Genomic DNA, 24,859 nt, shown 5'->3' on the forward strand with positions numbered 1-24,859 from the left:
GACCCGCCGTCAGGGCGGAACCCTAAGTGGCCGTTACCTAAATAATGGATATGTACTCGGTCTGATCCAACATCCTGGTCGGCCCCGAGGCCGCCATCGGGGGCAAGCCCCCTCCCACAGTTTGATCTCTGTTCACATGGGATCAGTGGTGTTGCGGATCAAGCGCCAGGCAGGGCCAGCTGCGGATTGACGAAGTCAAACGCCGCCAGTTGAAAGCCTTGCTCATCCACCTGCAACGCCCAGCCTTGCTTGTCCCAATCCCCCAGCACAATCCGCTTGGCCGCCTGGTCGCCAATCTGCAACTTATGAATGGCGGGGCGGTGGGTATGGCCGTGGACCAGGGTGCGCACGCCGAATTGCTGCATCACTCGCGGTACTTCTTCGGCGGTGACATCGACAATGTCGTTGGCCTTCATGCGCGTCTGTGCACGGCTTTCGCTGCGCAGCTTTCGCGCCAGCTTGTGGCGCGTGCCCAGGGGCAGGTGGCGCAGGATAAACAGCACAATCGGGTTACGCAGGATGCGCCGCAGCTTCATATAGCCGAGGTCGCGGGTGCAGAGGCTGTCGCCGTGCATCAGCAGCACGGGTTCGCCGTACAATTGCACGACACTCGGGTCCTTGAGCAAGCTGGCGCCTGCGGCTTTGCAGAACGCCTTGCCGATCAGGAAGTCGCGGTTGCCGTGCATGATGAAAATCGCGGTGCCGCTGTCGCTCAGTTCGCGCAGCGCGTCACAGATGGAGCGCTGGAACGCGGTCATCCCATCGTCGCCAATCCAGGCTTCGAAGAAGTCCCCCAGAATGTACAACGCCTGGGCACCACGGGCGCGGCCATGGAGCAGATCCAGAAACGCCCGGGTAATGTCCGGGCGCTCCTCTTCCAGATGCAAGTCTGAAATCAGCAATATCACCCAACGATCTCGGCTTTCTCGACGATGACGTCTTCGGCTGGAACGTCCTGGTGACCGGCTTTGGACGTGGTGGACACGCCTTTGATCTTGTCGACGACGTCCTGGCCTTCGGTGACTTTACCGAATACGGCGTAACCCCAGCCCTGCACGTTCTTGCCGCTGTGGTTGAGGAAAGCGTTGTCAGCCACGTTGATGAAGAACTGCGCGGAGGCCGAATGCGGCTCCATGGTACGGGCCATGGCGACGGTGTACTTGTCGTTGGAAAGGCCGTTGTCCGCTTCGTTCTGGATGCTTGGGCGCTTGTCTTTCTTCTCTTTCATGCCTGGCTCGAAACCGCCGCCCTGGATCATGAAGTTGCCGATGACACGGTGGAAAACGGTGTTTTCGTAGTGGCCGGCGTTGACGTACTCGATGAAGTTGGCGACGGTGATCGGCGCTTTCTCGGCGTTCAACTCGATGACGATGTCACCGTGGTTGGTGGTCAGTTTGACTTGAGTCATGTTCACTACTCTTTTCAGGGAATTCGTGGGTTTGAGTGCCCGGGGCACCTTACCTGTCTGGCTTAAACGACGGCCAAGGCGCGCAGTTTAGCGTGCCCCGCAGGAATTTCGAGGTGGTTTTTTACCGCCCCGGCCAGAAAAGCAGTAATTAAACAGCAGTTTTCGGTCCCGGCCTGTCAGTGTCTTGACTGCATCGGCTATTATGAGCCCTTTGTTTTATCTGGCCCCATCCGGCCACGAACCTGTCTGTTCAAGGATCCTATGAGCAAGCCCACTGTCGACCCTACCCCGAATGCCAAGGCCGGACCTGCTGTCCCGGTCAACTTCCTGCGCCCGATCATCCAGGCGGACCTGGATTCGGGCAAGCACACGCAGATCGTCACCCGTTTCCCGCCAGAGCCCAACGGCTACCTGCACATCGGTCACGCCAAGTCGATCTGTGTGAACTTCGGTCTGGCCCAGGAGTTCGGTGGCGTCACGCACCTGCGTTTCGACGACACCAACCCGGCCAAGGAAGACCAGGAATACATCGACGCCATCGAAAGCGACATCAAGTGGCTGGGCTTCGAGTGGTCCGGTGAAGTGCGCTATGCCTCCAAGTATTTTGACCAGTTGTTCGACTGGGCCGTCGAGCTGATCAAAGCCGGCAAGGCCTACGTCGACGACCTGAGCCCGGAACAGGCCAAGGAATACCGTGGCACCCTGACCGAACCGGGCAAGAACAGCCCGTTCCGCGACCGTTCGGTGGAAGAGAACCTGGACTGGTTCAACCGTATGCGCGCCGGCGAATTCCCGGACGGCGCCCGCGTACTGCGCGCCAAGATCGACATGGCCTCGCCGAACATGAACCTGCGCGATCCGATCATGTACCGCATCCGCCATGCCCACCACCACCAGACCGGTGACAAGTGGTGCATCTACCCCAACTACGACTTCACCCACGGTCAGTCGGACGCCATCGAAGGCATCACCCACTCCATCTGCACCCTGGAGTTCGAGAGCCATCGTCCGCTGTACGAGTGGTTCCTGAGCAACCTGCCGGTGCCGGCCCAGCCGCGCCAGTACGAATTCAGCCGCCTGAACCTGAACTACACCATCACCAGCAAGCGCAAGCTCAAGCAGCTGGTGGATGAAAAGCACGTGCATGGCTGGGACGACCCGCGCATGTCGACCCTGTCGGGCTTCCGCCGTCGCGGCTATACCCCGGCGTCGATTCGCAATTTCTGCGACATGGTCGGCACCAACCGCTCCGACGGCGTGGTCGACTTCGGCATGCTCGAGTTCAGCATCCGCCAGGACCTCGACGCCAATGCCCCGCGCGCCATGTGCGTGCTGCGCCCGTTGAAAGTCGTGATCACCAATTACCCGGAAGATCAGGTCGAAAACCTCGAACTGCCGCGTCATCCGCAGAAAGAAGAACTCGGCGTGCGCAAGCTGCCGTTCGCACGTGAAATCTACATCGACCGCGATGACTTCATGGAAGAGCCGCCAAAAGGCTACAAGCGCCTGGAGCCGAACGGCGAAGTGCGCCTGCGCGGCAGCTACGTGATCCGTGCCGACGAAGCGATCAAGGACGCCGACGGCAACATCGTCGAACTGCGCTGCTCGTACGACCCCGACACCCTGGGCAAGAACCCTGAAGGCCGCAAGGTCAAGGGCGTGGTCCACTGGGTGCCGGCCGCTGCCAGCATCGAGTGCGAAGTGCGTTTGTACGATCGTCTGTTCCGTTCGCCGAATCCTGAAAAGGCCGAAGACAGCGCCAGTTTCCTCGACAACATCAACCCTGACTCCCTGCAAGTGCTCACCGGTTGTCGTGCCGAACCCTCTTTGGGCGACGCACAGCCGGAAGACCGGTTCCAGTTCGAGCGCGAAGGTTACTTCTGCGCGGATATCAAGGACTCCAAACCTGGTCGGCCGGTATTCAACCGTACCGTGACCTTGCGTGATTCGTGGGGCCAGTGATTCTGTTTAAGGAACTGTCGTGCTAACGATCTACAACACACTCAGCAAGACCAAAGAAGTCTTCAAGCCGCTGGATGGCAACAAGGTGCGCATGTACGTGTGCGGCATGACCGTGTACGACTACTGCCACATCGGCCACGGCCGCAGCATGGTTGCCTTCGACCTGGTGACCCGCTGGTTGCGGTTCAGCGGCTATGACTTGACCTATGTGCGCAACATCACCGACATCGACGACAAGATCATCAACCGCGCCAATGAAAACGGCGAGTCGTTCGACGCGCTGACCGAGCGCATGATCGCTGCGATGCACGAGGACGAGGCACGCCTCAACATCCTCAAGCCGGACATGGAACCGCGTGCCACGGACCACATCCCTGGCATGCACGCGATGATCCAGACCCTGATCGACAAGGGCTACGCCTACGCCCCGGGCAATGGCGACGTGTACTACCGCGTCGCCAAGTTCATGGGCTACGGCAAGCTGTCGCGCAAGCGGATCGAAGACCTGCGCATCGGCGCACGCATCGAAGTCGACGAAGCCAAGCAGGACCCGCTCGACTTCGTGCTGTGGAAAGCCACCAAGCCCGGCGAGCCGAGCTGGGAGTCGCCGTGGGGCGCCGGGCGTCCGGGCTGGCACATCGAATGCTCGGTGATGTCCACCTGCTGCCTGGGCGAGACCTTCGACATTCATGGCGGCGGCAGCGACCTGGAGTTTCCGCACCACGAAAACGAAATCGCCCAGAGCGAAGCCGCCACCGGCAAGACTTACGCCAACGCCTGGATGCACTGCGGCATGATCCGCATCAATGGCGAGAAGATGTCCAAGTCCTTGAACAACTTCTTCACCATTCGCGACGTGCTGGAAAAGTACCATCCGGAAGTGGTGCGTTACCTGCTGGTGTCCAGCCATTACCGCAGCGCCATCAACTACTCGGAAGACAACCTCAAGGACGCCAAGGGCGCCCTGGAGCGGTTCTACCATGCGTTGAAAGGCTTGCCCGCAGTGGCCCCGGCCGGCGGCGAAGCCTTCGTGGCACGCTTCACCGAAGTCATGAACGACGACTTCGGCACCCCCGAAGCCTGTGCCGTGTTGTTCGAGATGGTGCGTGAGATCAACCGTCTGCGCGAGACGGATATCGACGCAGCGGCAGGTTTGGCGGCACGCCTGAAAGAGCTGGCCAGCGTGCTGGGCGTGTTGCAGATGGAGGCTGATGACTTCCTGCAAGCCGGCGCTGAAGGGCGTGTGGATGCGGCGCAAGTGGATGCCTTGATCCAGGCGCGTCTGGCGGCTCGGGCTGGTAAAGACTGGGCGGAATCCGACCGTATCCGTGACCAACTGACCGCGATGGGTGTGGTCCTGGAAGACGGGAAGGGTGGGACGACGTGGCGGTTGGCTGATCAGGCCTGATCGGTAACTCGCTCCAAATGTGGGAGGGGGCTTGCCCCCTCCCACATTTTTAACCGTGTTCACTTGACTCGGTCTGATCGTTCCCACGCTCTGCGTGGGAATGCATCCCGTGACGCTCTGCGTCACACATACGCATCTGAGCTGGTTCTTGGGGGACGCGGAGCGTCCCAGGCGGCATTACCACGCGGAGCGTGGGAACGATCAACGTTGACCACCTCTACTTGGCTCAGTCTTCGGATTCAGATCTATTTCTGAGCTGGCGTGTCATGGAGACTTATTGTTTCTCCACCCACAACGTCCCCCACTTTTCAATCTCCTGCATATTCCCGCCGTTTTTAGTCTTGTCGAATTCGCGCGAGGTTTCAGAGTTCCCTTACAGTCCCCCTTCACGAAGGGCAGGTAATGTTTGTTTGTTACTTGGTGTAATAATAAGGGTACCTATATGCAAATGCTCACACAGACCAAGGATGTGGGTTCAGGCTTGTCGCTGCGTGCCGGTAAGTTGGTTGTTAGCCTCGTCAGTACGCCAGAACAACTGCGAGAGGTGCAAGCCCTTCGTTATAAAGTGTTCAATGAAACATTCCGGGCACCGGCACTTAGCAATATCCAGGGTTTGAATATCGACGAGTTTGACGACTATTGCGACCATCTAGTCGTGCAAGATGTCACCACCGCCTGTGTGGTCGGCACGTACCGTGTCATGAGTCCAACCGCCGCCCGGCACATGGGTCACTACTATTCGGAAAAGGAATTCGACCTGAGCCGGTTGGATCATTTACGTGCACGTATTATCGAAGTGGGGCATGCCTGCGTGCATCCCGACTACCGCAGCGGCAGCGTGATCATGATGCTGTGGTCGGGCTTGATAACGTATATGCAACGTGAAGGATGTGATTACTTGATGGGGGGCGCCAGCGTCAGTCTGGCGGACGGCGGTCATCATGCATCGGCCATCTATCATGCGTTGACACCCGAACAACTTGCGCCAGTTGAGTATCGTGTCACCGCACATACACCGTTTGTTCTTCATAATGTTAACGCTGAAAAACCTGCCCCCATGCCGCCGTTGCTAAAAGGCTATTTACGCAGCGGTGCCTGGGTGTGTGGCGAACCCGCCTGGGACGCTGACTTTCAGACGGCTGATTTCTTTATCTTGTTGTCGTTATCGAATTTTGACCAGCGTTATGCGCGCCACTATTTAAAGTGACCGCGCGGTACTGCATCAAGTGAATAGGTATCGTACGAACTAATAAAGGGTGTGAAGAGTATGTTTTTAACACAAGAACGAAATACCGCGTTTGAGCTGGTTCCGCAATTGGCCTCTTTTCTTGAATCCGCATCGCTGTTGGAACTTGAGCGAGGAGAGTCTCAACGCTTGGCTGATGTGTTTCGCACAGTGGGCCAGCCTGGGCTTGCCATTGCCGAGGCACTGGGTGGCAGGGGCGTCAGTGCGCGCAAGTTGGCGCAGTTGCATACGTGGGTCGGCGCACATTGCCCTTCACTGGCTGTGATGATGACCATGCACCACCATACCGTCGCGGGCATGATGGCGGCCAGTCATTTTTTTCCTGACCTTCAAGGGCTGCTGAGCATCGTTGCAGGTAACGACTTGTTGGTGGCGTCCGGGTTTGCCGAAGGCCGCGCGCATTCGGATATCCTCGCGTCGACCATGGCCGTGGAGAAAACCGCCGACGGCTATATCGTCAATGGCAGCAAGAAACCCTGCACGATGACCCATCATTTCGACGTGATGACCTTTGGCGTCAACTATGTTGATCCGCAAGGTGACGTGCATCTTGGCATTGGTGCAGCGCTGGCGGGCGATCCCTGTATCGAGCGCGAGAAGTTCTGGTCCGTTCCCCATTTGCAGGCGGCTGACAGTCACGAGGTCCGGTTCAACAACCTGGTGGTGCCCGAGTCCATGATGCATTTCAGCAAAACCGTGGATGAGCAGCTCGGTGAGGATCAACAGGGTACGGGTAACCATTTGTTTGCGATCTGGTTCCAGTTGCTGGCTTCAGCGTCGTACCTGGGCATGGCGTGCGCATTGGCATCGCGCGCACTGACGGCGGGTAAAGGTTCGCAGGAGGATCGGGCGCTGTTGCTGATCGATCTGCAGGGGGCGACGATGGCATTGCAGGGGGTGGCAACGTCGATAGATGAAAACCGTTTCCTGCGCGCTGACCTGGCGCGTGCTCAGGCCACACGCTTCTCGGTGCAGGAGGCGCTCAACCGTATTGGCACGCGCGCTTTCGAACTCATGGGAGGGATGGCTTTCATGTCATCTGAAGAGGTCGCCTATCTGCTGGTGGCGACGCGGGTGCTGGCCTTCCATCCGACGTCCAGGATCGCCAGCAGTGCATTCCTGTGTGAGCAGCTGAGCTGATGTGGGAGGGGGCTTGCTCCCGATAGCAGTGGATCAGTCAGTTCATCGGTAACTGACCCACCGCCATCGGGGGCAAGCCCCCTCCCACATTTGGAGTGTGTTCTCTTCAGCGCTCAGCGGCGGCTGCTGACTTCGGCCGGGACATCGTCACCGGCCATGCGCTTGCGGAACAACGCCGTGCGCGCCAGCAGCAGGGTGGTCACCGGCACGGTGATCGACAGCAGAATCGGAATCAACCACCCGTGCAGCACCGGCCCGGACTTGAGTACCGAAAAGTAGATAATCGATGCCAACGCCACGCACCATGCGCCCAGTGTCGAGGCCAGCGCCGGCGGGTGCATGCGCTGGAAAAAATCCTTCATGCGCAACAACCCGAGCGCCCCTATCAGCGCAAACACGCTGCTCAGGACCAGCAGCACTCCGACGACGGCTTCCATCCATAACGGCATCATTCAATCACCTCCCCACGCAACAGGAATTTGGCCAGGGCGAACGAGCCGACAAAGCCGAACAGCGCAATCAGCAGCGCCGCTTCAAAGTAGGTGTCACTGGCGTAACGGATGCCCAGCACCAGCATCATAAGCATCGCCAGGATGTACAGATAATCCAGCGCCAGTACCCGATCCTGGGCCGACGGGCCCTTGAACAGGCGGATCAACGTCAGCACCATCGCCAGGGAGAACAGGAACAGGCTCAACAGGATCGCATTGGAGAGCAGGGCGCTCATTCGAAGATCTCCATCAGGGGCCGTTCGTAGGCGGATTTGAAATGCTCGATAAACTGCGCCTCATCGTCCAGGTCGAACACATGCAGCAGCAGGACGCTGCGGTCCAGCGCCAGTTCCGACCAGATCGTGCCGGGAACGACCGTCGTGATCATCGACAGCGCCGCGAGGCCGTTGGGGCTGCGCAGGTCGATGGGGATTTTGATGAAGCGCGCGCGCGGCGGGCGTGAGCCGCAGGTCAAGACGCCCCAGGCCACTTGCAGGTTGGAAACAATCACGTCGCGGCCCACCCGCAGGAACAGGCTCAGGATCACGCCAGGACGGCGCAGGCTGATCGGTTGCGGGCGCAGTGGCGCCATCATCAGCGGCGCCAGCACGCCCAGCAATGCACCGAGCAACAGGTTGCCGGGGCTCATGGACAGGTTCAGCACCAGCCACAAACCCAGCAGGGCCAGCGACAACCACGGGGCAGGAAACAGGCGCTTCATGGTTGCACCTCCAGGGCGGCTGCCTGGGCTTCCGGGCTCGGCACCGGACGCGTCGCCATCACCGCCATCACGTAGCTTTCCGGGTTGTTCAGGCTCTTGGCGGTGGCCAGCGTGTAGCGCATCAGTGGCTCGGCCTTGAAGGTCAGCGCGATGCTCAGGCCCAGCAGCAGGAAGATCGGCACACATTCATAGCGGCGCAGCAGGGGCGAGGGCCGTTCTTCCGGGGTCCAGAAACGCTGGATGCCAAGCCGGGCGAAGGCGATCAGCGAGGCCAGCCCCGACAGGATCAACAGCGCCACCAAGCCCCAGGCCGCCGGGCGGATGGGTTCATCCACCGCGTTGCCCAGCCCCAGCGGATTGACCAGCGCATGCAGCAGGCTGAGCTTGCCGATAAACCCGGACAGGGGCGGCATGCCGATGATCAGCAGCGCGCAGGCAATAAAGCTCAGGCCCAGGAACGCCATGGTCCAGGGGATCACCTGGCCGATCACGGCTTTCTGTTCATCGTCGAGGTTGACGCCGGGCCGTGGATGCAGGGATTCCATGGCCTTGGGCAGGGCGTCGATTTCCTCGTCCAGCGGCAGGTCATTGGCCGAGCGCGAGCGTTCGATCAATTCCGCCAGTAAAAACAGCGCGCTCAACGCCAGGGTGGAGCTGACCAGGTAGAACAGCGCCCCGGCCGTCAGGCTGGGCTGGGCAAACCCCACGGCCGACAGCAGGATGCCGGCCGAGACGAGGATGCTCAGGCTCGCCATGCGTTCCAGGCGCTGCGCCGCGAGCATCGCCAGCGCCGCGCAGAGGATGGTCGCCATGCCGCCGTACACCAGCCAGTCACCGCCAAACAACGCCGAAGCGCCGGCCTGGCCGGAAAACAGCAGGGTCCACAGGCGCAGCACGGTGTATACGCCGACTTTGGTCATGATCGCGAACATCGCCGCCACCGGCGCGCTGGCCGATGAGTAGGCGGGCGCCAGCCAGAAGTTCAGCGGCCACATGCCGGCCTTGGCCAGGAACGCGGTGGCCAGGATCGCCGCGCCGGCGTGCAGCAGGCCGCGATCGGCCTCCGGCACCAGCGGGATTTTCAGTGCCAGGTCAGCGAAGTTCAGCGTGCCGGTCACCCCATAGATCATCGCCGCGCCAATCAAAAACAGCGACGACGCCAGCAGGTTGATCGCGATGTAATGCAGCCCCGACGACACTCGGGCGCGCCCGGAACCGTGCAGCATCAGGCCGTAGGAGGCCGCCAGCAACACCTCGAAGAACACGAACAGATTGAACAGGTCGGCGGTGAGGAAGGCACCGTACAGGCCCATCATCTGCACCTGGAACAGCGCATGGAAACTGGTGCCGGCACGGTCCCAGCGGGCCATCGCGAACAACAGCGCGCTGACGCCGATGATCCCGGTCAGCACCAGCATCAGCGCCGACAGTTGATCCACCACCAGCACGATACCGAACGGCACTTGCCAGTTGCCCGGCAGGTACACGCCGATCGAGCCGGGGCCGCCTTGTTGTGTCCAGTACAGCAGCAATACGGCGATGCCCAGGCCGATGATGCTGGAGAACAGATTGATCCTGGCTTTGAGCGGGCGGCGTTTCTCGCCGAGCATCAGCATCAGCGCTGCGGTCAGTAACGGCAGCAGGATCGGCGCAACGATCAGTTGGTTGACCCAATTCATTCCTTGGGCTCCCGGCCGTCCACATGGTCAGTACCGGTCAGGCCGCGGGAGGCCAGCAGCACCACCAGGAACAGCGCGGTCATGGCGAAGCTGATCACGATGGCCGTGAGCACCAGCGCCTGGGGCAGGGGATCGGTGTAGTTGAGCAGGTCTTGCGGCACGCCGTCCTTGATGATCGGCTCCTTGCCGATAAACAGGCTGCCCATGCTGAAAATGAACAGGTTGACCCCGTATGACAACAGGCACAGGCCCATCACCACCTGGAACGTCCGTGGGCGCAGGATCAACCAGACGCCGGAGGCCGCCAGGACCCCAATGGCAATTGCAATGACTTCTTCCATCAGGCGGCAGCTCCTTGTGGGTTGACGACGGCTTTGGGCTGGTTGCTCGGTTTATGCGCGCGCACCGACTGGTGGCCGAGGGCGGTGAGCATCAGCAGGGTCGAGCCGACGACCATGGCGTACACGCCGACATCGAAGAACAGCGCGCTGGCGACATGGATGTCGCCCAGCACAGGCAAGCTCAAATGCCAGGTATGGGTGGTGAGGAACGGGTAGCCGGCAAACAACGCGCCGAGCCCGGTGAGCGTCGCCGCCAACAGGCCGAAGCCCATCCAGCGCATCGGCCGCAGGCTCATCTGCGCCTCGACCCACTGCGTGCCGGCCACCATGTATTGCAGGATAAACGCCACCGACATCACCAACCCGGCGACAAAACCGCCGCCCGGCTGGTTATGGCCGCGCATGAACAGGTAGAACGACACCACCATCGCGATCGGCAACAGCAGGCGCACCAGCACCGCCGGCACCATCATGAAGCCCAGGGCGGTGTCGCTGGCCTGGCGCGGGTTGACCAGGTCGGTGGCCACGTCCGGCGCCAGCTGGCGCTGTTGCGGCGGCAGTTCCATGCTTTCTTTCGACGGGCGGAAGCGCCGCAGCAGGGCATACACGGTCAGCGCCACGGCGCCGAGCACGGTGATTTCGCCAAGGGTATCGAAGCCGCGGAAGTCCACCAGCATCACGTTCACCACATTGCTGCCGCCGCCCTCGGGCAGGGCGCGACTGAGGTAGAACGAGGAGATATCGTTGGGGGTCTGGCGCGTCAGCATCGCGTAGGACAACAGCGCCATGCCGCCACCCACCACGGTGGACAGCAGGAAGTCGCGCACCCGGCGAATCCGCGCCTTGCGCAGCGTGTTGGGCAGTGGCGACACCTCTTCGATCCGCCGTGGCAGCCAGCGCAGGCCGAGCAGGATCAACACGGTGGTGACCACTTCCACCACCAGTTGCGTCAGGGCCAGGTCCGGCGCCGAGAACCACACGAAGGTAATGCACGTCATCAGGCCGCACACGCTGACCATGGTCAGGGCTGCCAGCCGGTGATACTTGGCCTGCCAGGCGGCGCCCAGCGCGCAGGCAATCGCCAGCACCCACAGGGTGACGAACACGATGGAGCCGGGAATCTTCGGCCGGTCACCCCAGGTCAGGCCACTGTTGAGCATCGGGATCAGGGCGCCGATCACCGCCACGGTCACCAGCAGGAACAATTGGGTTTGCAGGCGCTTGGTGCTGATGCGTTTTTCGATCTTGCGCACCCCGCGCATCATCACCACCAGGCAACGCTCGAAGCCGCGCTTGCCGTTGAAGTAGCCAATCAGCGGCGGGTAGGTGAAACGGCCACGCTTGAGTTGCTTGCGCAGCATCAGGTACAGCACCACACCGCCGGACATCGCCACCAGGCTCATGATCATCGGCGCGTTCCAGCCGTGCCAGATCGCCAGGCTGTATTCAGGCAGCGCGCCGCCCACCACCGGCAAGGCGGCGGCGGCCAGGATCGAGCCGACCATCTGCGCCGGGAAGATACCCACCAGCAGGCAGGCGAACACCAGCAGTTCAACCGGTGCGCGCATCCAGCGTGGCGGTTCGTGGGGGGTGTGCGGCAGGTCGGTGGCCGGAGGGCCGAAGAACACGTCCACGGTGAACCGCAACGCATAGGCCACGCTGAAGGTGCCGGCGATGGTCGCGATCACGGGCAGCATGATTTCCACCCATTTTGTCGACGAGATGAATACGGTTTCGGCGAAGAACATCTCTTTGGACAGGAAGCCATTGAGCAACGGCACGCCGGCCATCGAGGCACTGGCCACCATCGCCAGGGTCGCGGTGAACGGGATCAGGCGCACCAGCCCACTGAGCTTGCGGATGTCCCGCGTGCCGCTTTCGTGGTCGATAATGCCCGCCGCCATGAACAGCGAGGCCTTGAAGGTGGCGTGGTTGAGGATATGGAACACTGCCGCGACGGCGGCCAGCGGGCTGTTGAGGCCCAGCAACAGGGTGATCAGCCCGAGGTGACTGATGGTGGAATAGGCCAGCAGGCCCTTGAGATCGTTCTGGAACATGGCGCAGTAGGCGCCGAGGAGGAGGGTGAGCGCGCCGGCGCCGCCGACGATCCAGAACCACTCTTCGCTGCCGGACAGCGACGGCCACAGGCGGGCCAGCAGGAACACGCCGGCCTTCACCATCGTTGCCGAGTGCAGGTAGGCCGAAACCGGTGTCGGCGCGGCCATGGCGTGGGGCAGCCAGAAGTGGAAGGGGAACTGTGCGCTTTTGCTCAGGGCGCCGATCAGCACCAGGGCCAGCATGACCGGGTACAGCGAATGCGCGCGAATCTGATCGCCCGCCACCAGCACCTGGTCCAGGTCGTAGCTGCCGACGATGTGCCCCAGCAGCATCACCCCGGCCAGCAGGCACAAACCCCCTGCGCCGGTGACCATCAGCGCCATGTACGCACCCCGTCGCGCATCGGCGCGGTGGTGCCAGTAACCGATCAACAGGAAGGAAAACAGGCTGGTCAGTTCCCAGAAAAACACGATCTGGATCAGGTTGCCGGAAATCACCAGCCCGAGCATGGCCCCCATGAAGGCCAGGAAGAACGCGAAGAAACGCGGCACCGGATCGTCCGGCGACATGTAGTAACGCGCATACAACGCCACCAGCGTACCGATACCCAGCACCAGCATCGAGAACAGCCAGGCGAAGCCATCCAGGCGCAGCACGAAGTTCAGGCCGAGGCTGGGCAGCCACATGAACTCTTCACGGATGACGCCACCGTGGGCGATCTGGGGGTAGAGCAGGGCGACTTGAACGGTGCCGACCAGAGCCACCAGGCCGGCCAGCAGGGATTCGCTATTACGTGCGTTGTGCGGCAGCAAGGCCGCCAGACAGCTGCCAATGAATGGCAGAAGCAGTAGAACTATCAGGGACATAGGCTTCTAATCTGCGGGAGTTTGGGATGCATCATACGTGCCGCTTTCGCGATCACCAAACAGCAAGATGTGGCAGGATCCTACAAGGTAGGCTGAAATTGCTCATTTGGCATTAGATCGTTCCCACGCTCTGCGTGGGAATGCTTCCTGTGACGCTCTGCGTCACCATGGCGCAGGGCTCAAGTTGCGAGCTTGGACGCGGAGCGTCCGGGGCTGCATTCCCACGCAGAGCGTGGGAACGATCAAGCCACCGCTACATTCGGACCCTACCCTTGCTGTTCCTGTTCCCTTTCATCGCGCAACTCGACGGCTTTTTGTCCGCGTGTCTTCAACTCACTCACAATCACCGCCACCACAATCAACGCCGCGCCTGCCATCGCAATCGGCGGGAAGCGCTCGCCGGCAATCCGCCCGACCACGCCGGCCCACACCGGCTCGCCGGCATAGATCAAGGTGGCGCGGGTCGGCGATACACTCTGCTGCGCCCAGTTCATCGCCACCTGGATCACCGCACTGGTCAAGCCCAGGCCCACCGCGCTGAACAACAGCAGCCAGGAAAAGCCCGGCAACGGCTCGCCCATCGGCACCACCATCAGGAATGACAGCAGCGACGCCGTGGCCAGTTGCACCACGGTCACCCGCCGCACGTCCACTTGCCCGGCAAAAGCGCTGATCAGAATGATTTCGGCGGCAATCGCCACGGCACCGATCAGCGTGGCGATTTCACCGGGGCTGAAATTCAGCGACGCACCGGCCGGGCCGGTCAACAGCATCAACCCGGCAAACGCCAGCATGATGCCAATGCTCGGCATCAACCCCGGGCGACGACCCAGCACCAGCCACTGCAACAACGGCACAAAGGGCACATAGAGCGCGGTGATGAACGCCGACTGGCTGCTCAGGATCGTCTGCAGGCCAATGGTCTGCAAGCCGTAGCCGAACATGATCGCCACGCCGATGAACACCCCGGCCTTCAACTCGAACAGCGTCAGGTCGCGTAGCGTACGCAGGGAGAAGAAGCCGACCACAATGGCCGCTGCCGCAAAGCGCAGGCCCACGAAAAACATCGGCCCGCTGACGCTCATGGCATGCTGCACCAGCAAGAAGGTGCCGCCCCAGATCATGGTGATGACCACCAGGATGCATTCGGCTTTGCTGAAGCGATTGAAACGCGAAGGGGAGTTCGGGGCAGTCATGGCGGCTCGGTCTTGCAAGGGAAAGGCACGGACCGCACAATGCGCCGCACGCTGGGCAGTATACTGCGCACACCTACCCATTGAGCAATATAGTGCACAAAGAAAATCCACACCGGGCTTCGGTCCTGCAACACGTCAGCCAGAACGTTCGGCGCCTGCGCCATGCCGCCGACCTGAGCCAGACCGCGCTTGCGGAAAAATCCGGGGTCAGTCGGCGCATGCTGGTGGCCATCGAGGCCGGCGAAAAGAACGTCAGCCTGTCCACCCTGGACCGTGTGGCCGAAGCGCTGGAGGTGGCGTTCAGCGATTTGATCCAGGCGCCGGACGCCGGCGACCACAGTCGCATCAACGAACTGGCCTGGGCGGGTGATATCCCCGGCAGCAAAGCCGTGTTGCTGGCCAAGGCCACGGCGCGGCGTGAAGTCGAACTGTGGGAGATGCGCCTGGAGCCGGGTGATCGCTATCGTCCTGAACCTGATCCGCAAGGCTGGAGCGTGCAGGTCTTTGTGTTCGAAGGCTGTTTGACCCTGACGCTGGATGGCACGAACAAACACATAGCGGCGGGTGAGTTCTTTATGTTTTCCAGCGATCAAACCCACGTCTATTGCAATGATGGCGTCGGGGCTGTTCGGTTTGTTCGCAATGTGGTGATTTGAAGCAACACCGAAAGTTCTGTCGCGATTCTCGGATTAGTCATCGCGACGTCCCAAGTTGGGTGCATTACTTTTTTCCCGAGTTCTCCAGATGGAGAACACTGGAATAAGGGGAGATGCCCATGGCTGTAAGCCCACTTGGTATGACCAGACCGCCTTCGCCGTTAGATAATGATGCGTCATTAATCAATACGCACGCCAGTCCGGTCAAGTCCAACAGTGAGTGCCCGCCACACTGGCGTAGCTGGGAGGCTGAGCATGTGGTCGGCGCAGAAGAAAAGAAACGGGCCACGTTCGCCACACCTTTACGGTATCGCAACTACCGCGAGGATAAAGGCGTCAATCTCCCTCCCGTTGATAGAACCGCCCTGGCCCGAGCCCCATTGTGCGCAAAAAAATCCGCCGATAAATACAACATGCCTCAAGTAGGGCTTGTCTCCGAGGCCGGCTTGGAAACACGCATCGCTCGCTATACGCACAATCAGGTGCTGCCTGATTTCATCTACAACTTTTTTACGCAGGCTGACGACAAAAAGTTCCTCGCTTTCCGGCAACACCCCGAGCAGTTTCCAGTAACGCCGTTCACTTCGCAGGGCGGCATCGTATTGATGCCCAATACGCGATACATAGAAAAATATCCCGAGATTTTTCCAGAGCCCTTGAACTTGAGCGCCCGCACTCGTGATACCGGCGGCTTTGCGCTGGTGGGGTACTGGATACCACCTGATCTGTTTGAACATCGCCAGGCGTTTCAAGAGATTTTCAAAAATCCCATGAATCCCGGTGAGGGTGTGAATGTGCGCGAACGTGTAGGCGAATATGAAAGGCGTACAAACCGCACGTTTTTGGTGAATCCCATCGATGTTAAAAAAGAACACCTTGGCCTGCTTAAATCCTTTAAGGAAGTGAGCATGCGTTCCATCGAGCAGGTTTACGGTTATCAGCCGGGCAAGGACACTGTGCAAATATATTTGCACAGCCCGATCTACGGAGACTCAACCGCCGGCCTGCATATTCATGTGCGCGTGAATCAGCGGCTTCCGGCAGGTGAGGCCGACGCCGGCAGTATCGCACTGGATAAAATTATTGACGTGCTGGAGGACAAGGCGTTTGGCAGCGGCACTATCAAGGGCAAGGTGTTGGAGATGATGCCTAGAACGCGCTCGGGACTTTGGGTGTCGTTTAATTCGGCTTCGAATAAAAAGCAGTTTGAAGGGATTCCTGTTACCTATGTTTCCAATCCATGGAAGCAACCTTGAAAAAGTAAATACAGCATGCGTCGGGTCAGTAATTGAATGCTGTGCTGATATTGGAATCCCCTTCGCCGACTTTGAGTGGGTGAAGCGATCGTTAGAGTGTGTCTATTTTATGCAGAGGTCATGGCTATGTTAGTTTCTTCCACGTCACCGTCATTGGTTCCTTATACCTCGACGACCGCGCTTTCGAGTACATCAACAACCAACACCGATACAGAGCGCGCTCGCGGGACGATGCCGAAGGCGCCCGTCAACCTCTCGGGTGGAGTGCCCGTGGAGCGCAGCAGTAATGGGATTTTATTCACGCGTGATGCCCAGTTTATCGAACATGATAATGAGCTATATCGCGTAAAAAACCCTTACTACACCAATTACGTCGCCGCTGAAGAAGTGGTAATGGGTAATCTGTTCTCGATGACCGGCTTGGGCGCGCCCAAGATGATGCTGTGCAATGGTTGTGAAGGTTTTTTTGACTTTAATAAAGCCACCAGAGGGGACTTTTCCGCGAATGCGGACTTGTCAAAATTTGCGTGTGTTGCGTCCAAGGTCGAGCCGAGCTTCAAGGACCTCGGTACATTCCTGTTAGATACCAAGGTGATGCCTGAGTTACTCAAGGCCGAAGGTGAAAAGTCGCTCGTCAGCGCGCCAGCCGTCAAGAAAGTCATCGATTCTTATCATGCGCTCGTTCAGTCCTATAACAAAGCGGACAGCCGTCTCGAAGATATTTATCAAGCTTTTCCTGACGGCCTGCATCGGCAGGCGCCGGGCGTGCTGGATAAAGTAAAGGCTGAAAACCTGATCAAGTTTTCGGTGCTGGAGAAACTCAATGACTTGCTGCCGCCAGAACTCAAGCAGGAACAGCAGCAGCACTACTTTGCCTCGCGGTTGATTAATAACTGGGATTACCTGAATTTTTCATTTTGCAATTTTGGTTATTTTCAACCCGACACGGCCAAAGACCAATACAGGGGCATGACGGTTGATTTTGGCGGGAGCGGGACGTTGGGATTTGGTGGGCTTTCCAAGGCGGAGAGCTTTGAACGTGCAACCCAGGGCGCGCGCCCGGAAAATCCGTTGCAATCGACCAGCTTGTTCGAGCGCAAGGATTCCACCTTCTCCAGCGATTTTCCGCCCTCGCTGACGGGCATCAGCACCATCCCGCGCAGCAGGCCGCTTCTTTCCACCATCAAGGATATGGTCAAGACCGAAAACGATATCTATGAGGCCAAAAATATCCAGAGCCACGAAAAGGCGCTCGGGCCTGCTCTTGAAGTCGCCTATAGATTATCGGTATTGCCCGAGCCCGCACTCGAGCAATTTTTTACCGAAAACTGGGTGGCGGGCGGTCAGGACTTCCCGTACCGCGACAAGAGCCCGGAACACAATGTCGACACACAACAAATGACCACGATCATGGCCGACAGGAAGAACGCCTTTATCGATCAATTCGGGCGGCGAAATATTGAACGCTGGGAAGCCAATAACCCTGAGCGCGCAGCACAGGCGAGGGCTGAGGTGGAGCATGCGGTCAATAGCGTGGTCGAGGGCAAGTATGAGGTCAGGCCACTTGGCGCTGGTAGCCAGACCATCTGACGCGGCGTGTTGCAGGCTTTCCATAAAAACGCCGCCCGGTTCAGCTGTTGGTAGCGCAACAGCAATTGAACATTTTGCTGCCCGGAGATCGCGAAAAACAGCGCTTGTTTCTACAGCCTGTTGATTTTCAGGGTGATTTATAAACGGCACGACTCCTGCAAAGGCTCCGTTATTCATTCGGAGCCTGGAGTCGGCCCATGTCAGCCCACCCTCAACATTCAGCCCATATCATCCGCTCGGACGCGGAAGCCATCGAGGTCGCCACGCGGCTGGCGGCGCGGTTTGCCCTGGAGGCCAGCGAGCGCGACCGTGAGCGGCGCCTGCCGGTGGCGGAACTCGACGAGTTCTCTGCCAGCGGCCTGTGGGGCATCACCATTCCCAAAGCCTACGGCGGCGCCGAGGTTTCGTATGTGACCGTGGCCGAGGTGATCAAGCTGATCTCCGCCGCCGACCCTTCACTGGGGCAGATTCCGCAGAACCATCTCGGCGTGGTGGATATCCTCCTGCAAACCGGCACCGAGGAGCAGAAGCGCCACTACTTCGGCAAGGTGCTGGCGGGCTATCGCTTCGGCAATGCCTTTTCCGAAGCCAAGAGCAAAAACGCCGGCACGTTCGACACGCAGATCCGCGTCGACGGCGACTTCGCCCGCGTTGACGGCGAGAAGTTCTACTGCACCGGCGCGTTGTTTGCGCACATCGTGCCGACCGTCGGCAACAACGAGCACGGGCAGGCGCTGATTGCCTTTATCGAACGCGATGCGCCCGGCCTTACGGTGATTGACAGCTGGGACGGCTTCGGCCAACGCACCACCGCCAGTGGTGGCGTGACCCTCGACGGTGTGAGCGTGCCCTTGAGTGCGGTCATCCCCGCACACCTGGCGTTTGATCAACCCACCGCCGACGGCCCGATCTCACAGATTATCCAGGCCGCAGTCGATACCGGCATTGCGCTGGGCGCGCTGGAGCAGGCGAAGATTCACGCCCGCCAGGCACGGCCCTGGATCGACAGCCAGCAGGATCACGGCTGGCAAGACCCATTCACCATTGCCGCCATCGGTGATCTGGCGTGGCGTGTGCACGGCACCGAAGCGATTCTCGCCAAGGCGGGCAGGGCGGTCGACCTGGCCCTCGCCGAACCGACTGAAGACACCGTCGCCAACGCCTCGCTGATCGTCGCCCAGGCCAAGGTGCTGTCCGCCGAAACGGCCTTGCTCGCCAGCAGCAAACTCTTCGAGCTGGCCGGCACTCGCTCGGTCACCGGCAAGCACAACCTCGACCGCTTCTGGCGTAACGCGCGCACCCACACCTTGCACGACCCGGCGCGCTGGAAATACCACCTGATCGGCAACTTCGTGCTCAACGGCGTGAAGCCTGCACGCCATGCCTGGAACTGAGGAAGCTGACCCGATGACCGTACTGAGCCACACACTGAACCACGCACGCCAACTGCTGGAAACCACCCGCCGCTTTGTCGAGCGCAGCGACGACCCTTACGTGATCAGCCGCTTCGGCGATTTGCAGATTCGTGTCGACGTGGCTGCGGCCCTGTTCGAGCGCGCCGAAACCGACCCGAGCCCGGTGGCTGTCACCGAGGCACAGATCGCCGCCGCCGAAGCCCTTATCGCCGCCAGCAATGCGCAGTTCGAATTGACCGGCCACCGCACCGCGCTGCCGTCGCCGCTCGATGACCCGTTGCGCGTGAAATACCGGATCGTCGGCAACTACCACCTCAACGGAGTGCTTTGATGTCTCGCGAAATTCGCCTGAATGCCTTCGACATGAACTGTGTCGGCCACCAGTCGCCCGGTTTGTGGGCGCACCCCCGGGACCGTTCCTGGCAGTACAAGGACCTGGAATACTGGACGGACCTGGCGAAGATCCTCGAGCGCGGCAAATTCGACGGGCTGTTCATCGCCGATGTGCTGGGCATCTACGACGTCTACAACGGCAATGGCGACGCGGCGATCCGCCAGGCGACGCAAGTGCCGGTCAATGATCCGCTGTCGCTGATCGCACCCATGGCCCTGGTCACCGAGCACCTGGGGTTCGGCCTGACGGCGTCGCTGTCGTTCGAGCATCCGTACCCGTTCGCGCGCAGGCTCTCGACCCTCGACCACCTGACCAAGGGCCGGGTCGGTTGGAACATTGTCACCTCCTATCTGGAAAGCGGTGCCAGGAACCTTGGGCAAAAAGCCCAGACCGAACACGATGCACGCTATGACTATGCCGAGGAATACCTGCAGGTTTGCTACAAACTCTGGGAAGGCAGCTGGGAAGAGGGTGCGGTAGTGCGCGACCGCGAGCGCCGGGTGTTCAGCGACCCGCGCAAGATCCACGAGATTCGTCATGAGGGCAAACACTTCCAGGTGCCCGGCATCCACCTGTGCGAACCCTCGCCGCAGCGCACGCCGGTGCTGTACCAGGCCGGCGCCTCCAGCCGTGGCAAGCAATTCGCCGCCGAACAGGCCGAGTGCGTGTTCGTGGCCGCGCCGTCCAAGGTGCTGCTGAAAAAGACCGTCGCCGATATTCGCCGGCGTGCGGCCGAGGCGGGGCGCGATCCGCGCAAAATCCTGATTTTCAACCTGCAGACGGTGATCGTCGGCGAGACCGACGCGCAGGCCAAGGCCAAGTTCGATGACTATAAGTCCTATGTCAGCTACGAAGGCGCGATGGCGCTGATCTCCGGCTGGACCGGTATCGATTTCAGCCAGTTCAAACCCGACGAGCCGCTCAAGCATGTGCACACCAACGCCATCCAGTCGGCGGTGGAAGCCTTTTCCACGGCCGATCCCGACAAGGTCTGGACGCCGAATGAACTGGCCAACTGGGTTGGCATCGGCGGCTTCGGCCCGCTGTTTGTCGGCGGCCCGCAGACGGTGGCGGACCTGCTGCAGGAGTGGGTCGAAGAGACCGATGTGGACGGCTTCAACCTGGCGTATGCGCTGACCCACGAGACCTTTGTCGACGCCGTGGAGTGGCTGGTGCCGGAGCTGCAGAAGCGTGGCGTGTACAAGACCGAATACGCCCAGGGCACGTTGCGCGAGAAGCTGTTTGGCGAGGGCCCGAGGTTGGGCGCCAATCACCCTGGCGCCGGCTACCGCGACCTGTCCGGTTCACACAAAACCCCTGTGGGAGGGGGCTTGCTCCCGATAGCGGTGGGTCAGTCAACAGGGGTTTAACTGACATACCGCCATCGGGGGCAAGCCCCCTCCCACATTTGCCCTGTGTCGTTTTGAACATTTCAGCCAGCGGACCACCGCACGCTCAAACATCCAATAGGAGTCATCCCTATGAGCGTGCCCGAACCCAAAGCCGCCCTGGAACGCCTGCACCACTGGGCGCAGCTCACACCCTTGCAGGTCGCTCTGCGCCACAAACGCCAGGGCCAATGGCATGCCTGGCGCTGGATCGATGTGTTGCGTGACGTCGAACGCGCGACTGATGGCTTGCGCCAGCAAGGCTTCAGCGAACAATCGCGGCTGGCGCTCAGCGGCGCATTTGAGCCGAACCTGCTGTTGCTGGCGCTGGCCGCCCAATCCGTGGGCGGGCAGGTGCTGACGCTGGCCGATAATCTGGAGCCGCCAGCCCTGGAGCAACAGCTCTGGCGCCTCCATCCCAGCCACGCCTGCGTCCAGGGTCGGCAACCCGATTGGGCATTCACCCAACGCGTGGACTTCGCTCAACTGCTCGGCCCGTCCGACCCGGCGCAACGCCTGCAACGCTGGTGGCAGCCCGGCGCTGAAACCGTGCTGTGGAGCGAGGAGGGCACCCAGTGGCAAGGCGGTCTCGCCGTGGTGCTGGAGCAATGGCTCAACAGCGGCCACGGCCTGGCGTTTCCGGAGACCCTGGCCTCGGCGCGACGCGATCGCAGCGAAGTCGCCCCCACCGGCCTGCTGCTGTCACCCGAGCGTTTGCAGCACCTGGCCGACGAGATCGAAAGCCGCCTCGCCGCCCACGGCACCTGGCGCCGACGCCTGTGTGAATGGGCCATCGCCCATCCACAGGGCGGTCTGCGCCGGTTGCTGAAAAACCGTGTGCGCAAGCTGCTCGGGTTTCAGCGCCTGGGCTATATCTGGCAGCCGCTTAAAACCACCGCCGAGCCCACCTGGCTGGCCGAATTAAAACGGGACATTGCATGAGCCAGGCCATTTTGCAGGTGCGCGATATTTCGCTGTCGTTCAAGGGCGTCAAGGCGATCAATGCGCTGTCGTTCGAGGTGCAGCGCGGCGAGATCTGCGCGCTGATCGGCCCCAACGGCGCGGGCAAGAGTTCGTTGCTCAATGTGCTCAACGGTGTCTACCGTTTCGATGCCGGTGAGATTGTGTTCGAGGCGCAACACTTGCAGCGGATCGACCCGCTGGGCGCCGCCCGCAGAGGCATCGGCCGTACGTTCCAGAACAATGCGCTGTTCAAGAAAATGAGCGTGCTCGACAACGTCCTCACCGGCCTGTCGCGGCATATGCGCACCCACCTGATCGAACAGGCCCTCGGCCTGCCCCGCGCGCGGCGTGAAGCCGAGGCGTTTCGCCTGCGCGGGCAGGGCATCCTTGAGTTTCTTGAGCTGCAAGCCCATCGCGATGTGCTGGTGGGCAACCTGTCCTATGGCCTGCAAAAGCGCGTGGAGTTGGGCCGTGCGCTGATCGCCGGGCCCAGCCTGTTGCTGCTCGACGAACCCATGGCCGGCATGAACGCCGAAGAGAAACAGGACATGGCGCGCTTCGTCGCCGACGTGAATCGCGACCTGGGTACCACCGTGGTGTTGATCGAACACGACATGGGCGTGGTCATGGGCCTGTCCGACCATGTGGTGGTGCTCGACTACGGGCGCAAAGTCGGCGACGGCACGCCGGCCCAGGTACAGGCCAACCCCGACGTGATCGCGGCCTATCTGGGAGCGGTGCATTGATGATCTCTTTCTTCGAAACCCTGCTTGGCGGTTTGCTCGCCGGCACCCTGTACTCGCTGGTCGCCATCGGCTTCGTGCTGATCTACAAGGCCAGCGGCGTGTTCAATTTTGCCCAGGGCGCGATGCTGCTGTTTGCCGCGCTGACCTTCGTCAGCCTGCACGACCAGGGCGTGCCGTTTGCCCTGGCGCTGCTGCTGACGGTGGTGGTGATGAGCGTCGGCGCCTTGCTCATCGAGCGGCTGGTCCTGCGCCCGCTGGTGAACCGCTCGCAGATCACCCTGTTCATGGCCACGCTGGGCCTGTCGTTCATCATCGAAGGCCTGGCCCAGGGCCTGATGGGCTCGCAGGTCCGTGCGCTGGACCTGGGCATCGACGACGTGCCGCTGTTTGTCGGCCCGCTGATGCTCAGCCAGTTCGACCTGATCGCTGCGGCGGCTGCGGTGGTGCTGGTAAGCATCCTCGCGCTGCTGTTCAACAAGACCCGCATCGGTGTGTCGCTGCGCGCGGTGGCGGATGACACCACGGCGGCGCTGTCCATCGGCATCAACCTCAATCGGATCTGGCAGATCGTCTGGGCGGCGGCCGGCATCGTCGGGTTGGTCGCCGGGCTGTTGTGGGGCGCGCGCCAGGGGGTGCAGTTCTCGTTATCGCTGGTGGTGCTCAAGGCCTTGCCGGTGTTGATTATCGGCGGCTTCACCTCGATAGGCGGGGCGATTGTCGGCGGGCTGATCGTCGGTGCCGCCGAGAACCTCGCCGAGGTGTACATCGGCCCGTTGATCGGCGGCGGTATCACGCCGTGGTTCGCCTATGTATTGGCGTTGGCCTTCCTGTATATCCGTCCCGCCGGCCTGTTCGGCGAGCGTGCCATCGAGCGAGTCTGAAACCATGTCGATTCCCATTGTTCAAACCGCGCCGCTCTTGCTGGTACAGCGCCGCGTTCCCTGGGGCCTGCTCGGTCTGCTGGCCCTGGCCTTTGTCGTGGTGCCGCTGTGGAGCAACGACTATTGGCTCAATGCGATCCTGATCCCCTTTCTGGTGCTGTCCCTGGCCGGGTTGGGCTTGAACCTGCTGACCGGCTACACCGGGCAAACGTCGGTGGGCGCGGCGGGCTTCATGGCGGTGGGCGCGTTCGCCACCTACGGGTTTTTGCTGCGCCTGCCCGAGCTGGGCTTGCCGGTGGCGCTGCTGGGCGGCGGGATTATCAGCGCCTTGGTGGGCCTGTTGTTCGGCCTGCCCAGTTCGCGGATCAAGGGCTTCTACCTGATGGTCACGACGTTGGCGGCGCAGTTCTTTCTCGAGTGGCTGTTCGTCAAGTTCCCCTGGTTCTATAACTATGGTTCGTCCGGGACCATCTCCGCACCGCAGCTGACGCTGTTGGGTCACGACCTCAATACGCCGTTGGGCCGCTACTGGCTGACCCTGGTCACGGTGCTGCTGTTGACCTGGACCGCCGTCAACCTGGTGCGCAGCCAGGTCGGGCGCAACTGGATGGCGATCCGCGACATGGACACCGCCGCCGCCGTGGTCGGCATCCCGGTGGCGCGCTACAAGCGCCTGGCGTTCGCGGTCAGCTCGTTCTACTTAGGCATTGCCGGTGCGTTGTGGGCGTTCGCCTACCTGGGCACGGCCAGCGCCAGCAGCTTCGATATCAACCGCTCATTCCAGATCCTGTTCATCATCATTATCGGGGGCATGGGCAGCATTGCCGGCAACTTCGTGGGTGCGGCCTTCATCAGCCTGCTGCCGATCCTGCTCAGCCACGCCGGGCAGGCGCTGTTCGGCGGATCGGTCGATGCGGGGCAGTTGCAGAACCTGCAGAAAATCATTTTTGGCGTGTTGATCATCGTGTTCCTGATCAAGGAACCCGAGGGATTGATTCGCCTGTTGCACACCCTGCGTGACCGTCTGCGGCAGTGGCCGCTGCGTTTCTAACCT

General features: G+C 61.0%; 23 protein-coding genes. 14 read left to right on the forward strand and 9 right to left on the reverse strand.

Annotated features, from left to right (window positions below; all coding sequences use genetic code 11):
* Window positions 1–158: 158 nt before the first annotated feature.
* Window positions 159–908: a UDP-2,3-diacylglucosamine diphosphatase gene (lpxH, locus tag BFP90_RS16965; RefSeq protein ID WP_065897511.1), complete on the reverse strand. Its 750-nt coding sequence runs from the start codon at window positions 906–908 to the stop codon at window positions 159–161.
* Complete coding sequence (locus tag BFP90_RS16970; RefSeq protein ID WP_057721741.1) at window positions 905–1,408, reverse strand: peptidylprolyl isomerase; 504 nt, start codon at window positions 1,406–1,408, stop codon at window positions 905–907. The genes lpxH and BFP90_RS16970 overlap by 4 nt, the downstream gene beginning before the upstream one ends.
* Window positions 1,409–1,669: 261 nt before the next feature.
* Here BFP90_RS16970 and BFP90_RS16975 point away from each other — a divergent pair, with 261 nt between their 5' ends.
* The 4 genes from BFP90_RS16975 to BFP90_RS16990 all read left to right on the forward strand — a co-directional run bounded on the left by BFP90_RS16975 (window position 1,670) and on the right by BFP90_RS16990 (window position 7,164).
* A complete protein-coding gene (locus BFP90_RS16975; protein WP_065897513.1) occupies window positions 1,670–3,370 on the forward strand; it encodes a glutamine--tRNA ligase/YqeY domain fusion protein in 1,701 nt (566 codons plus the stop codon).
* Window positions 3,371–3,389: 19 nt separating this feature from the next.
* Entirely contained in the window at window positions 3,390–4,778 is a 1,389-nt protein-coding gene (gene cysS, locus BFP90_RS16980) for a cysteine--tRNA ligase (RefSeq protein ID WP_065894902.1), read from the forward strand.
* A 442-nt stretch (window positions 4,779–5,220) separates the two neighbouring features.
* A complete protein-coding gene (locus BFP90_RS16985; protein WP_065897515.1) occupies window positions 5,221–5,985 on the forward strand; it encodes a GNAT family N-acetyltransferase in 765 nt (254 codons plus the stop codon).
* A 60-nt stretch (window positions 5,986–6,045) separates the two neighbouring features.
* Complete coding sequence (locus tag BFP90_RS16990) at window positions 6,046–7,164, forward strand: acyl-CoA dehydrogenase family protein (RefSeq protein WP_141688975.1); 1,119 nt, start codon at window positions 6,046–6,048, stop codon at window positions 7,162–7,164.
* 113 nt (window positions 7,165–7,277) lie between these two features.
* Here BFP90_RS16990 and BFP90_RS16995 read toward each other — a convergent pair whose 3' ends face one another.
* From BFP90_RS16995 to BFP90_RS17025, 7 genes are all read right to left on the reverse strand, one after another.
* On the reverse strand, window positions 7,278–7,616 hold the full coding sequence (locus tag BFP90_RS16995) for a Na+/H+ antiporter subunit G (protein ID WP_065894905.1): 339 nt from the start codon (window positions 7,614–7,616) through the stop codon (window positions 7,278–7,280).
* The gene (locus BFP90_RS17000) at window positions 7,613–7,891 is read right to left on the reverse strand and encodes a K+/H+ antiporter subunit F (RefSeq protein ID WP_010209507.1); all 279 of its coding nucleotides are present in this window, start codon (window positions 7,889–7,891) and stop codon (window positions 7,613–7,615) included. Before BFP90_RS17000 ends, BFP90_RS16995 begins: the two co-directional genes overlap by 4 nt.
* Window positions 7,888–8,376, reverse strand: coding sequence for a Na+/H+ antiporter subunit E (locus BFP90_RS17005; RefSeq protein ID WP_065894906.1), 489 nt, complete (start codon window positions 8,374–8,376; stop codon window positions 7,888–7,890). The genes BFP90_RS17000 and BFP90_RS17005 overlap by 4 nt, the downstream gene beginning before the upstream one ends.
* The gene (locus BFP90_RS17010; RefSeq protein ID WP_065884914.1) at window positions 8,373–10,055 is read right to left on the reverse strand and encodes a monovalent cation/H+ antiporter subunit D; all 1,683 of its coding nucleotides are present in this window, start codon (window positions 10,053–10,055) and stop codon (window positions 8,373–8,375) included. Before BFP90_RS17010 ends, BFP90_RS17005 begins: the two co-directional genes overlap by 4 nt.
* Window positions 10,052–10,396 carry a Na+/H+ antiporter subunit C gene (locus BFP90_RS17015; RefSeq protein WP_003192163.1) on the reverse strand — a complete coding sequence of 115 codons (345 nt, stop codon included), beginning with the start codon at window positions 10,394–10,396 and terminating at the stop codon, window positions 10,052–10,054. Before BFP90_RS17015 ends, BFP90_RS17010 begins: the two co-directional genes overlap by 4 nt.
* Window positions 10,396–13,320: a monovalent cation/H+ antiporter subunit A gene (locus BFP90_RS17020; RefSeq protein ID WP_065897519.1), complete on the reverse strand. Its 2,925-nt coding sequence runs from the start codon at window positions 13,318–13,320 to the stop codon at window positions 10,396–10,398. Before BFP90_RS17020 ends, BFP90_RS17015 begins: the two co-directional genes overlap by 1 nt.
* Window positions 13,321–13,586: 266 nt before the next feature.
* On the reverse strand, window positions 13,587–14,516 hold the full coding sequence (locus BFP90_RS17025) for a DMT family transporter (protein WP_065897521.1): 930 nt from the start codon (window positions 14,514–14,516) through the stop codon (window positions 13,587–13,589).
* A gap of 92 nt (window positions 14,517–14,608) precedes the next feature.
* Between BFP90_RS17025 and BFP90_RS17030 the strand changes: the two genes are divergently transcribed.
* The 10 genes from BFP90_RS17030 to BFP90_RS17080 all read left to right on the forward strand — a co-directional run bounded on the left by BFP90_RS17030 (window position 14,609) and on the right by BFP90_RS17080 (window position 24,856).
* Window positions 14,609–15,172: a helix-turn-helix domain-containing protein gene (locus BFP90_RS17030; protein WP_065894909.1), complete on the forward strand. Its 564-nt coding sequence runs from the start codon at window positions 14,609–14,611 to the stop codon at window positions 15,170–15,172.
* A 119-nt stretch (window positions 15,173–15,291) separates the two neighbouring features.
* The gene (locus BFP90_RS28390; RefSeq protein ID WP_141688976.1) at window positions 15,292–16,428 is read left to right on the forward strand and encodes a hypothetical protein; all 1,137 of its coding nucleotides are present in this window, start codon (window positions 15,292–15,294) and stop codon (window positions 16,426–16,428) included.
* Between the two features lie 126 nt (window positions 16,429–16,554).
* Window positions 16,555–18,018, forward strand: a complete 1,464-nt coding sequence (locus BFP90_RS17045) for a hypothetical protein (protein WP_141688977.1) — start codon at window positions 16,555–16,557, stop codon at window positions 18,016–18,018.
* Window positions 18,019–18,215: 197 nt separating this feature from the next.
* Window positions 18,216–19,412 (forward strand): SfnB family sulfur acquisition oxidoreductase, encoded by a 1,197-nt coding sequence (locus tag BFP90_RS17050; RefSeq protein ID WP_065894913.1) that lies wholly within the window; start codon window positions 18,216–18,218, stop codon window positions 19,410–19,412.
* A 13-nt stretch (window positions 19,413–19,425) separates the two neighbouring features.
* Window positions 19,426–19,764: an acyl-CoA dehydrogenase gene (locus BFP90_RS17055; RefSeq protein WP_065894914.1), complete on the forward strand. Its 339-nt coding sequence runs from the start codon at window positions 19,426–19,428 to the stop codon at window positions 19,762–19,764.
* Entirely contained in the window at window positions 19,764–21,197 is a 1,434-nt protein-coding gene (locus tag BFP90_RS17060; protein WP_065894915.1) for an LLM class flavin-dependent oxidoreductase, read from the forward strand. The genes BFP90_RS17055 and BFP90_RS17060 overlap by 1 nt, the downstream gene beginning before the upstream one ends.
* A 111-nt stretch (window positions 21,198–21,308) precedes the next feature.
* Window positions 21,309–22,157, forward strand: a complete 849-nt coding sequence (locus BFP90_RS17065; RefSeq protein ID WP_065894916.1) for an acyl-CoA synthetase — start codon at window positions 21,309–21,311, stop codon at window positions 22,155–22,157.
* Window positions 22,154–22,924 (forward strand): ABC transporter ATP-binding protein, encoded by a 771-nt coding sequence (locus BFP90_RS17070; protein WP_065897528.1) that lies wholly within the window; start codon window positions 22,154–22,156, stop codon window positions 22,922–22,924. Before BFP90_RS17065 ends, BFP90_RS17070 begins: the two co-directional genes overlap by 4 nt.
* Window positions 22,924–23,805 carry a branched-chain amino acid ABC transporter permease gene (locus BFP90_RS17075; RefSeq protein WP_065884925.1) on the forward strand — a complete coding sequence of 294 codons (882 nt, stop codon included), beginning with the start codon at window positions 22,924–22,926 and terminating at the stop codon, window positions 23,803–23,805. The genes BFP90_RS17070 and BFP90_RS17075 overlap by 1 nt, the downstream gene beginning before the upstream one ends.
* 4 nt (window positions 23,806–23,809) lie before the next feature.
* Window positions 23,810–24,856 carry a branched-chain amino acid ABC transporter permease gene (locus tag BFP90_RS17080; RefSeq protein WP_065894919.1) on the forward strand — a complete coding sequence of 349 codons (1,047 nt, stop codon included), beginning with the start codon at window positions 23,810–23,812 and terminating at the stop codon, window positions 24,854–24,856.
* The last annotated feature ends 3 nt before the right edge of the window (window positions 24,857–24,859 follow it).

Origin of the sequence: Pseudomonas sp. 24 E 13 (genome assembly GCF_900004715.1) — a bacterium.
GTDB lineage: Bacteria > Pseudomonadota > Gammaproteobacteria > Pseudomonadales > Pseudomonadaceae > Aquipseudomonas > Aquipseudomonas orientalis_A.